Consider the following 10,753-nt stretch of genomic DNA (forward strand, 5'->3'; position numbering starts at 1 on the left):
CCGGCCGGGTTGGCCGCTTCGGCCGCTTCGGCCGGGGCAGCCGGGGCGGACGGAGAGGGGCCCCGCGAGGCGCTGCCGTACCTGGCGGAGGAGGCCGTGACGCTCGTGGGGGCGCTGCTGCGGCCCGAGCGGCCCGCCACGCTGCCGGAGTGCAGGGAGGCGATCGACCGGGTGGACGCCGCGCTGGCCACGCTGCTCGAACGGCGCGCCGCGCTGGCCGGGACCGTGCAGACGCTCAAGCCCGTCGGCGGCTTCGCCGGTCGCGACCCCGGTCGGGAGCGGGCCCTGGTCGCCCGGATGGCGCAGCGTGCCCCCGAGCTGGGCGAGGAGCGGCTCGCGTCCATCATGAAGGCGGTCATCGAGGCCGGTCTCGACCTGGCGGAGGAGCGGCGCGGGCGGCCGTAGGGTGTTCCTTGGAAGCCACTCCCCGTACGGCACGCGGGTAGTCGGTGGGGAGCACTAGAGTCGGAGCTCACATCACACCGACCGGCCACATCCGACCGGCCTCGCAGACCCGGAGGCGCCGCTCCATGTCGTCCAGCGACTCGTTCGTCCATCTGCACGTGCACACCGAATACTCCATGCTCGACGGGGCCGCGCGGCTCAAGCAGATGTTCAAACAGGTCGGCGAGCTGGGCATGCCCGCGATCGCCATCACCGACCACGGCAACATGCACGGCGCCTACGACTTCTACCGGCAGGCGACCGCGGCGGGCGTCAAGCCGGTGATCGGCATCGAGGCCTACGTGTCGCCCGAGCTGCGGCACAACAAGAAGCCGGTGCTGTGGGGCGAGCCGCACCAGAAGAAGGACGACGTCTCGGCCGGCGGCTACTACACCCACATGACCATCTGGGCGCGCGACAAGACCGGCCTGCACAACCTGATGCGGCTGTCCTCGCGCGCCTACACCGAGGGTTTCGTGCGCAAGTGGCCCCGGATGGACGCCGAGATCCTGGCCGAGCACGCCGAGGGGCTGATGGCCACGACCGGCTGCCCGTCCGGCGAGGTGCAGACGAGGCTGCGGCTCGGCCAGTACGACGAGGCGCTCAAGGCGGCGGCCCGCTACCAGGAGATCTTCGGCAGGGAAAACTACTTCCTGGAGATCATGGACCACGGGCTCGACATCGAGCGCCGGGTCCGCGACGGGCTGACCCGGATCAGCCGCGACCTCGGCATCCCGCCCCTGGTCACCAACGACTCCCACTACACCTACGAGTCCGACGCCGCCGGCCACGACGCCCTGCTGTGCATCCAGACCGGCAAGCAGCTGTCCGACCCCGACCGGTTCCGGTTCGACGGCACGGGCTACTACATCAAGACCGCCGACGAGATGCGCGCGATCGACTCCTCCGACCTGTGGGCCGAGGGCTGCCGCAACACGCTGCTGGTCGCGGAGAGGGTCGATCCGTCCGGGTTCTTCGAGTTCAAGAACCTCATGCCCACCTATCCGATCCCCGAGGGCATGTCCGAGCAGCAATACTTCCGCCGGACGGTCTGGGAGGGCATGGACCGCCGCTGGCCGGAGGGCTACGACGACCAGCACCGCGAGCAGGCCGAATATGAGATCGGCATCATCGAGCAGATGGGCTTCCCGAGCTACTTCCTCGTGGTCGCCGACTTCATCATGTGGGCCAAGCAGAACGGCATCCCGGTCGGACCGGGCCGCGGCTCGGCGGCGGGCTCGCTGGTGGCCTACGCGATGGGCATCACCGACCTCGACCCGATCCCGCACGGGCTGATCTTCGAGCGGTTCCTCAATCCCGACCGCGTCTCCATGCCCGACGTCGACATCGACTTCGACGAGCGCAGGCGGGCCGACGTGATCCGCTACGTGACCGAGAAGTGGGGAGCCGACAAGGTCGCCATGATCGCCACGTTCGGCACCATCAAGGCGAAGGCCGCCATCAAGGACGCCGGCCGCGTCCTCGGCTACCCCTACGCGCTGGGCGACAAGGTGTCCAAGGCGTTCCCGCCCGCCGTGATGGGCAAGGACATCCCGCTGTCGGGCATCTTCGACGGCGACCACCCGCGCTACAACGAGGCGGGCGAGCTGCGCAGGCTCTACGAGGAGGACGTCGACGTCAAGGCGACGATGGACCTCGCCAAGGGCCTGGAGGGCCTGATCCGGCAGACCGGCGTGCACGCCGCCGGCGTGATCATGTCGGCCGAGGTGCTGACCGACCACATCCCGATCATGCGCCGCGACTCCGACGGCGCGATCATCACGCAGTTCGACTACCCGACCTGCGAGACGCTCGGCCTGCTGAAGATGGACTTCCTGGGCCTGCGCAACCTCACGATCATCGACGACTGCCTCAAGATGATCGAGTCCACCACGGGCGCCAGGATCGACCTGCTGAAGCTGCCGCTCGACGACCGCAAGGCGTACGAGCTCCTCGGCAGGGGCGACACGCTGGGCGTGTTCCAGCTCGACGGCGGCGGCATGCGCTCCCTGCTGCGGCTGATGAAGCCCGACAACTTCGAGGACATCTCCGCCGTCGGCGCCCTCTACCGCCCCGGCCCGATGGGCGCCAACTCCCACACCAACTACGCGCTGCGCAAGAACGGCCTGCAGGAGATCACCCCGATCCACCCCGAGTTCAAGGAGTCGCTCGCCGAGATTCTCGACACGACCTACGGCCTGATCGTCTACCAGGAGCAGGTCATGGCCATCGCGCAGAAGGTCGCCGGGTTCTCCCTCGGCAAGGCCGACCTGCTGCGCCGCGCGATGGGCAAGAAGAAGAAGGCCGAGCTGGACAAGCAGTTCGAGTCGTTCGAGGCGGGCATGAAGGCCAACGGCTACTCCGCCGCGGCCGTCAAGACGCTCTGGGACATCCTGCTGCCGTTCTCCGACTACGCCTTCAACAAGGCCCACTCGGCGGCCTACGGCCTGGTGTCCTACTGGACGGCCTACCTCAAGGCCAACCACCCCGCCGCCTACATGGCCGCGCTGCTGTCGAGCGTCAAGGACGACAAGGACAAGTCGGCCCTCTACCTCAACGAGTGCCGCCGCATGGGCATCAAGGTGTTCCCGCCGGACGTCAACGACTCCGACTTCGACTTCACCCCGCGCGGCACCGACATCCGCTTCGGCCTGTCGGCGGTCCGCAACGTCGGCGCCAACGTCGTCGACGGCGTCATCATCGCGCGCAGGGAGAAGGGCCGCTTCGCCGACTTCAAGGACTTCCTGCGCAAGGTCCCGGCCATCGTCTGCAACAAGCGGGTGATCGAGTCGCTGATCAAGGCGGGGGCGTTCGACTCGCACGGCCACGTCCGCAAGGGCCTGGTCATGGTGCACGAGCAGGCCGTCGACGCGATCATCGACATCAAGAAGAACGAGGCCATCGGCCAGGACTCCCTGTTCGGCGCGATCGAGGGCGGCGAGGACCAGACCTTCGACGTGCAGATCCCGGTGGGGGAGTGGGACAAGAACACCCTGCTGCAGTTCGAGCGGGAGATGCTCGGCCTCTACGTCTCCGACCACCCGCTGTTCGGCGTCGAGCACATCCTCGCCTCGGGCGCCGACTGCTCGATCGCCGCGCTCCAGGACGAGAGCCGCCCTGACGGCCAGATCGTCACCGTGGGCGGCATCCTGACCGGGGTGCAGCGCAAGGTCACCAAGAAGGGCGACACCTGGGTGCTCACCCAGCTCGAGGACCTCGAAGGCGCCATCGAGGTGATGATCTTCCCGTCGGCCTACCAGCTGTGCTCGACGGTCCTGGCCGAGGACGCGATCGTCTTCGTCAAGGGCCGCATCGACAAGCGGGAGGACGTCGCCAAGATCATCGCCATGGAGGTGACCGCGCCGGACCTGACGCAGGAGGCCGGCGGGCCGCTGCTGGTGAGCCTGCCGCTCAACCGGTGCACACCGCCGGTGGTCGGTCGCCTCAAGGAGATCCTCACCACCCACCCGGGCACCTCGGAAGTGCACCTGCAGGTGCACAACGGGCCCAAGACGACGGTCATGCGCGTCGAGGACCGGCTCCGCGTGACGCAGTCACCGGCGCTGATGGGCGACCTCAAGGAGCTCCTCGGCCCGGCCTGCCTCGGCGGCTGACCCACCGCCGCTCCAGGGGGGACCCCGGGGACGGGTGCCGGGCGGGAGGGGGTGGGCATGGCAAACCTCGCCGTCGCCCGGCGGGAAGGGGTGCGGGAGGATCGAGGCGTGACCGAACTGCACTACCTCACCGCCACCGAGATGGCCCGCCTGATCAGGGCGAGGCAGGTGAGCGCCGTGGAGCTGCTCCAGGCGTGCCTCGACCGGATCGAGCAGGTCAACCCCCGGGTCAACGCCATCGTGACGCTCGTTGCCGAGCAGGCCATGGACGCGGCGAAGGCCGCCGACGCGGCCGAGCCCGAGGGGCCGCTGCACGGGGTTCCGGTGGCGCACAAGGATCTGGTCGACACGGCCGGCATCCGGACGACCTACGGGTCGACGCGGTTCGCGGAGCACGTGCCGGACCAGGACGCCCTGATCGTGCGGCGGCTGAGGGGCGCCGGGGCGATCAGCGTGGGCAAGACCAACACGCCCGAGTTCGGCACCGGCTCGCACACCGTCAACGAGGTGTTCGGGGCCACCCGCAACCCGTACGACCTGTCCAGGTCGGCGGGGGGCAGCAGCGGCGGCGCGGCGGCGGCGCTGGCCTGCGGGATGGTGCCGCTCGCCGACGGTTCCGACATGGGCGGCTCCCTGCGCAACCCCGCCTCGTTCTGCAACGTGGTCGGCCTGCGGCCCACGCCGGGGCGGGTGCCGGCGCCGTCGGAGATCGCCGCCTGGTACACGCTGTCCGTGCTGGGGCCGATGGCGCGGACGGTCGAGGACGTGACGCTGATGATGTCGGTGATCTCGGGGTTCGACCCGCGTTCGCCGTACGCGATCACGGAGGGGTTCGGCCCGGACCCGGAGCGGGGGGTGGCCGGGCTGCGGATCGCGTGGAGCCCCGACCTGGGGGGCCTGCCGGTGGACCCCGCGACGGCGGCCGTGACGGCGACGGCGCCCGGCGTGTTCGAGCGGCTCGGCGCCGAGGTCGAGCAGGTGGAGCTCGACCTGTCCGACGCCGACGAGGCGTTCCGGGTCTACCGGGCCTGGCACTACGCCCTGTCCTTCGGCGAGCTGACCGGGCTCGGGGCCAACACCGCCTGGAACGTCGAGCAGGGCCGCAAGGTCACGGGCGACGACCTGGCCCGTGCCGAGCGGCTGCGCAGCGGCCTCTACCACCGGATGGCCGCCTTCTTCGACACCTACGACGTGCTCATCGCGCCGGTCAGCCAGGTGCCGCCGTTCCCCGTCGAGGACCCGTACGTCAGTGAGATCAACGGGGTGCGGCTGCCCGACTACCTGTCGTGGATGCGTTCGGCCTACTGGATCAGCGTGCTGCACGCACCCGCCGCGTCGGTGCCCGCCGGGTTCACGCCGCAGGGACTGCCGGTCGGCGTGCAGATCGTCGGGCGGCCCTTCGCCGACGCCAGGGTGCTGCGCGTGGCCCGCGCGTTCGAGCAGGCCACCGGGCACGGCGCCCGCCGCCCGCCGCTCTGAGCAGGCCACCGGGCACGGCGCCCGCCGCCACCCCGTTGAGCGCCGCGGCTAGTCGATCCCGTACGGCTTGCGGAGGGGCGACTCGCGGTAGCCGTGCATGCCCTCCAGGATCCCGAAGAGCGCCACCGCGCAGAGCGCCCAGGACACCAGCACTCCCTGGGCGGTCAGCACCAGCGACCCGGGGACGATCGTGGCGCCGGGCCGGGCCGCCGCCTCGACCGTGACCACGCCCAGCGTGGACGCCGAACCCACCCAGAACGTGACGAACGCCGCGAGCACCCCGCCCGCGCCCAGGCCCAGCAGCACGGCCAGCGGCTGACGGCGCCCGAGGAACCAGCCCAGCGCCCCGCACGCCAGCCCGAGCCCGCCCGTGATCACCGCGAACCAGCCGTCCGCGGCGATCAGCGCCTGCGTGGACGGGTCGGCCAGCACCCGCCCCTGCCCGGTGACCTGGTAGGGCGCGCGGGGGGCCACCCAGGACCAGACAAGCCCGGCGAGCACCGCCAGAGCGGCGAGAACGAGGACGGTCACCGCGAAGACCCGCACCTGCCTCGCCACGCGACTCTCCCTCGACTCCGCCTCCGGATCAGCTCGATGCTATCTCCCGGTTAGGCTCACTTCGTGATTCAAGAAGAGGTCTGGCTGATCGAACCGTCCGGCCCGCTCCGCGGGGACGTCGTCGTGCGCGGTTCCAAGAACGCCGTGTCGAAACACATGGTGGCCGCCATGCTGGGCAGCGGCGAGAGCACCATCCACAACGCCCCCGAGGTGGGCGAGGTGGGCATCACCGCGGCGATGCTGGACGCGCTCGGCATCAACGTCGAGATCACGAAGACGGAGATCCGCATCGGCCAGGGCCCGGAGATCCGCCCGCGGGTGCCCGACGCGTTCACCGGGCTGAACCGCATCCCCATCCTCATGCTCGGCCCGCTCCTCCACCTGGCCGGTGAGGCGTTCGTGCCGCTGGTCGGCGGCGACCCCATCGGGCGCCGGCCGGTGAACTTCCACGTGGAGGCGCTGCGCGCGATGGGCGCCGAGGTCGAGGTGGGCGAGGCGGGCATCTACGCCAAGGCCAAGCGGCTCAACGGCGCCCGGCTGGAGCTGCCCTACCCGAGCGTCGGCGCGACCGAGACGATCCTCATGTCGTCGGTGCTGGCCGAGGGCAAGACGGTGGTGAAGAACGCCGCGATGGAGCCCGAGGTCGTGGAGCTGGCGCTGTTCCTGCAGCGGATGGGGGCCCAGATCGAGCTGTCCCCGGACCGCAGGATCGTCATCGAGGGTGTCGAGCGGCTGCGCGGCGCCTCCATCTGGCTGGCGGGCGACCGCATCGAGGCGTTCTCCTACCTGGCCGCGGGCCTGGTCACCGGCGGTGAGGTGCGGGTGCACGGCTGCCCGCAGGACAGGCTGGTGACCGCGATCACCACGCTCGCCCGGATGGGCGCCCGGTTCGACATCAACGACGAGTACCTGTGCGCCACCGCCCCGCCCGAGGGCCTGCGCTCGGCCGCCGTGCAGACCGACACCCACCCGGGGTTCATGACCGACTGGCAGACGCCGCTCATGGTGCTGTTCACGCAGAGCCAGGGCATGTCGGTGCTGCACGAGACGGTCTTCGAGAACCGCCTGGTGTACGTGCCCGCGCTGCAGAGGATGGGCTGCGAGATCGAGGTCTTCGACCAGTGCCTGGGCGGCCCCGCCTGCCGCTACCACGACAGCAACGCCCGGCACTCGGCCGTGGTGCGCGGCGTGTCGAAGCTGAAGGGCGCCGACGTGACGCTGCCCGACATCAGGGCGGGGTTCTCCGCCGTGCTGGCGGCGGCGGTGGCCGACGGCGTCTCCACCCTGCGCGGCGTGCACCACATCGAGCGGGGATATCACAGACCGTTCGAGCAGTTCGCCTCGCTCGGTCTGAACATCCGAAGCGAATGGTAAAGGAGTCGGATCCGGGCGTTTGCCGATGATCCGCAGGTCGCAGATCACCTGAGTGAGTGTGCTCAGATGCATCGGCGGGCTCGGCGTGGCCGGGGCCCTGTGCGGAGTGCTGGCCGGGGCACTCGCCGCGCCCGCCGTCACCGGAGCCGGGCTCGCCGCCAAGAAGGTCGCCACCACGTTCGTCGACCTGCCGCCCGCGCCGCGCGAGGAGCCGCTGTCCGAGGTGACCAGGCTGCTGGACCGCGACGGCAAGCCGTTCGCCCAGTTCTACGAGGCCAACCGGACGGAGATCCGCCTGGCCCAGGTGGCGCCGGTGATGCGCCAGGCGATCGTGGCCATCGAGGACGCCCGCTTCTACGAGCACGGCGGCCTCGACGTCCGGGGCGTCGTCCGGGCGCTGCTCACCAACACCCAGGCGGGCGGGATCAGGCAGGGCGGTTCGTCGCTCACCCAGCAGCTCGTGAAGAACATCCTGGTGGAGGGCGCCCGCTCAGAGGAGGAACGCGACCGGGCGCGGGCGCTCAGCCTCGGCCGCAAGATCACCGAGCTGCGGCTGGCGCTGGCGCTGGAGAAGAAGTACACCAAGGACCAGATCCTCGAGAAGTACCTGAACATCGCCTACTTCGGCGCCGGCGCCCACGGCGTCGAGGCGGCCGCCCGGCGCTTCTTCTCCACCACGGCCGCGAACCTCACCCTCGCCCAGGCCGCCACGCTGGCGGGCGCCGTCCGCATGCCGTACTCGACCGATCCCTCGCTGGGCCGGGCGCAGCAGGCGCGGCTGCGGGAGCGGCGCGACCTCGTGCTCGACCGGATGGCCGGGCTGGGACTCATCACCCAGGCGCAGGCCCAGACGACCAAGCGGACCAGGCTCGACGTCAGGCTCCGGCCGGAGCCGGGCGGCTGCGCGCAGAGCGACTACCCGTACTTCTGTCTGTACGTCCAGCGCGAGCTGCTCACCAACGAGGCGTTCGGCGACACCGCGAGGGAACGCCAGGCCAGGCTGGCCAGAGGCGGCCTGGTGATCAGGACCAGCCTCGACCCGGCCGCCCAGCGGGCCGCCGAGGAGGCCATCCGCGACCGGGTGGACCCCGAGGACACCGAGGTGGCCGCCGAGGCCATGGTCGAGCCGCGCACCGGGCGGATCAGGGCGATGGCGGCCAGCAAGAAGTTCGGCCGCAACCCCGGCGACCGGAAGAACGGCGCCAGGACCACGTACAACCTGGTGGCCGACACGGCGCACGGCGGCGGGATGGGCTTCCAGGCGGGCTCCACGTTCAAGGTGTTCACGCTCGCCACCGCGCTGAAGCAGGGGTGGCGGTTCGGGCAGGGCTTCCAGACGCCCGGCTCGATGGTGCCCGCGCAGGGCTACCGCGACTGCCGGGGCAGGCCCGTGAACGCCCCGAGCATCCGCGTGCAGAACGCGGGAGGCGAGGGCGAGGGCGGCCCGCACAGCCTGGCGACCGGCACCTGGAAGTCCGTGAACGTCTTCTACATGATGCTGGAGCGCAAGGTCGGCCTCTGCAACGTGGTCAGGACCGCCAGGGCCCTCGGCGTCGCGCGGGCGGACGGCAGGCCGCTGCGCGAGGTGCCCACCTTCACGCTGGGGGTCAACGAGATGGACCCGGTGACGGTGGCGGCGGCGTTCGCCACGTTCGCGGCGCGGGGGAGGTACTGCCGGCCGCTGGCCATCGTGGAGATCACCGGCCGGGACGGGCGGACCACCGTGGTGCCGCCCGCCTGCCGCCAGGTCCTCGACCGGGAGGTGGCGGACGCCGTCAACCACCTGCTGGAGGGGGTGTTCGACAAGGGCACCATGCGCGGCCAGGGCATCGGCCGCCCGGCGGCGGGCAAGACCGGCACGAACAACGGCTACGCCTCGGCCTGGTTCGCCGGCTACACGCCCGACCTGGCCGCCGCGGTCAGCGTCGGCGACATCCGCGGGTCGTACCGCTACCCGCTGCAGGGGGTGAACATCGGCGGCGCCTACTACGGCGCCGTGTACGGGGCGACACTGCCGGGGCCGATCTGGGTGGAGTCGATGCGTTCGGCGCTCAGCGACACCCCGTCGCGCGGCTTCCCCGGCCCGGACATGGCCCGCTTCGGGGGCGGCTTCACGCCCGGCCTGGAGGAGGCCGAAGCCGCCGCGGCGCGGCGGGCCCTGTGGCGGAGGCTGCGGGAGCGGCTCGGCTGGGACAGCCCCCGCTACGTCTGGCGCCGTCCACGCCTCCCAGGCGACGGTTCGCCGCCCCGCTCCCGCTCCCGCCCCCGCCTCTTCCTCCCCGATGACGCCCGGGGTGACCGCGGGCCTCTCCCCGACTGAGACCCGCCGGGCAGGAACGTCAATGGGCCCGCCAGCCAGGACCGCCGGGTAGGACCGCCGGGCGGGACCGTTGGCAGGACGGTCGGCTGGGCCGTCGGTTGGATGTCGGATGGGGGACCGCCGGTAGGGGCGGTCGGCATGGCGTCAGGTGGGGGATCGTCGGCAGAGCCCTCAGCGGGGATCGTCGGAAGGGCCGTCAGCGGGGCCCTCAGTGGGGCCGTCAGCGGGGTCCTCAGTGGGGCCGTCAGCAGGGTCCTCAGCGGGGATCGTCGGAGGGGCGTCCGTCAGGCGGTGGCTGGTGGCGGAGGCCGTCCGGAGGGCCGACCCACGCGGGCCCGCGGTGGCTAGGGCTTCGCGATCGGCGCCGTGGCGGCGCGGGTGAGGGTGATGAGGTTGGCCGGGGAGGTCTCGATCTGGAGGCCGCGCCTGCCCGCCGAGAAGTAGATCGTGTCGAAGTCGAGAGCCGAGAAGTCGATCACGGTGGGCAGCGGCTTGCGCTGGCCCAGGGGGCTGATGCCGCCGACCACGTAGCCCGTGACGCGCTCGACCCTGGCCGCGTCGGCCATCGCGGCGCGCTTGCTCCTGAGCGCCGCGGCCAGCGCCTTGAGGTCGAGCTTGCCCGCGACCGGCACGACCGCCACCGCCAGCCCGCTCTCCACCTCCGCCACCAGCGTCTTGAAGATCCGCTCGTACGGCACCCCCAGCGCGTCGGCGGCCTCCTCGCCGTAGGCCTGGGCGCCGGGGTCGTGGTCGTAGGGGTGGAGCATGAACTCGGCCCCGGCCCTGGTCAGCGCCACCGTGGCCGGGGTGCCCCCCTGGGCCTTCGCCTTGCCCACCGTCCTCGCCCTCTCTCCGCTCGTCCGCAGGCTCACGTAACCAGTGTATCGAATCTGCCCCGAAAATCCCTTCCTGAGCTGGGCAGACGGCAGCGAACCCCGACCTGGTGATCATGGTTGGGGTTTCG

The 10,753-nt window shown here is 71.3% G+C and carries 7 protein-coding genes; 5 read left to right on the plus strand and 2 right to left on the minus strand.

What is annotated here, in order from left to right; translation table 11 throughout:
- The 3 genes from DQW85_RS33810 to DQW85_RS33820 all read left to right on the plus strand — a co-directional run.
- The coding region (locus tag DQW85_RS33810; protein WP_338043437.1) for a chorismate mutase at nucleotides 1-405 on the plus strand (405 nt) is incomplete at its 5' end.
- Nucleotides 406-530: 125 nt separating this feature from the next.
- Entirely contained in the window at nucleotides 531-4,058 is a 3,528-nt protein-coding gene (dnaE, locus tag DQW85_RS33815) for a DNA polymerase III subunit alpha (protein WP_113703831.1), read from the plus strand.
- Between the two features lie 57 nt (nucleotides 4,059-4,115).
- On the plus strand, nucleotides 4,116-5,537 hold the full coding sequence (locus DQW85_RS33820; RefSeq protein WP_205315612.1) for an amidase: 1,422 nt from the start codon (nucleotides 4,116-4,118) through the stop codon (nucleotides 5,535-5,537).
- A gap of 48 nt (nucleotides 5,538-5,585) precedes the next feature.
- On the opposite strand, the gene DQW85_RS33825 is transcribed toward DQW85_RS33820, so the two are convergent.
- Entirely contained in the window at nucleotides 5,586-6,095 is a 510-nt protein-coding gene (locus tag DQW85_RS33825) for a hypothetical protein (protein WP_240197596.1), read from the minus strand.
- A gap of 63 nt (nucleotides 6,096-6,158) precedes the next feature.
- Between DQW85_RS33825 and murA the strand changes: the two genes are divergently transcribed.
- Both murA and DQW85_RS33835 read left to right on the plus strand, forming a co-directional pair.
- Nucleotides 6,159-7,469 carry a UDP-N-acetylglucosamine 1-carboxyvinyltransferase gene (gene murA, locus DQW85_RS33830; RefSeq protein WP_240197597.1) on the plus strand — a complete coding sequence of 437 codons (1,311 nt, stop codon included), beginning with the start codon at nucleotides 6,159-6,161 and terminating at the stop codon, nucleotides 7,467-7,469.
- 52 nt (nucleotides 7,470-7,521) lie between these two features.
- Nucleotides 7,522-9,789, plus strand: a complete 2,268-nt coding sequence (locus DQW85_RS33835) for a transglycosylase domain-containing protein (RefSeq protein WP_113703833.1) — start codon at nucleotides 7,522-7,524, stop codon at nucleotides 9,787-9,789.
- Nucleotides 9,790-10,133: 344 nt separating this feature from the next.
- On the opposite strand, the gene ybaK is transcribed toward DQW85_RS33835, so the two are convergent.
- Nucleotides 10,134-10,556 (minus strand): Cys-tRNA(Pro) deacylase, encoded by a 423-nt coding sequence (gene ybaK / locus DQW85_RS33840; RefSeq protein ID WP_420819203.1) that lies wholly within the window; start codon nucleotides 10,554-10,556, stop codon nucleotides 10,134-10,136.
- Nucleotides 10,557-10,753 lie beyond the last annotated feature (197 nt).

It is taken from the genome of Nonomuraea lactucae (assembly GCF_003313395.1).
GTDB lineage: Bacteria > Actinomycetota > Actinomycetes > Streptosporangiales > Streptosporangiaceae > Nonomuraea > Nonomuraea lactucae.